The organism is Halomonas sp. ND22Bw, from assembly GCF_003011945.1.
Lineage (GTDB): Bacteria > Pseudomonadota > Gammaproteobacteria > Pseudomonadales > Halomonadaceae > Halomonas > Halomonas halophila.
Map to the genome: position 1 here is coordinate 1 of NZ_PXWD01000154.1, position 461 is coordinate 461.

Sequence of the window (461 nt, forward strand, 5' to 3'; positions counted from 1 at the left end):
GCTGATTCGTCCGGATTTCGAAGTTCGGCCCCTTGCAATGGGCGGGTCGAATCCTTTCAGAACGTCAATCACTGTGACTTTTTTCACGAGTTGACCCCCCGGTCGAAAGATGTACGCCGGGAAACAATTGAATCTGGGCGCCGGAGCTGAGGTACAGTACCAACTGTTTCCAAAAGTATTCATTTTGGTCAATGCGGAGCCCGGTTTGAAAAGTTTCTTAGTACATGCCGCCCTGTTCACGTCTGCAGCACTCCTGCTGCAGGGCTGTGCCCCGTTGGCGCCGGGCTTCAGTTCGGCCAGCGATGACGCCGAAAAGGCGGTATCGCCCGCTGGCTACTCGGGCCCCAACGAGGATCCACCACCGCCCGGTGCGCTGACCGCGATCACGCCTGCGCTGATCCAGGCGCAGAACGCCAATTTCGTCCGCGCCGTGTCGCCGGAAGTGCGGGCGCTGGTCGGCG

General features: G+C 59.9%; 1 protein-coding gene. It reads left to right on the forward strand.

Features of this window, described 5'->3' with window-relative positions; translation table 11 throughout:
• Nucleotides 1-109: 109 nt before the first annotated feature.
• On the forward strand, nt 110-461 hold a 352-nt coding region (locus tag CVH10_RS25410; protein WP_219924752.1), incomplete at its 3' end, for a hypothetical protein.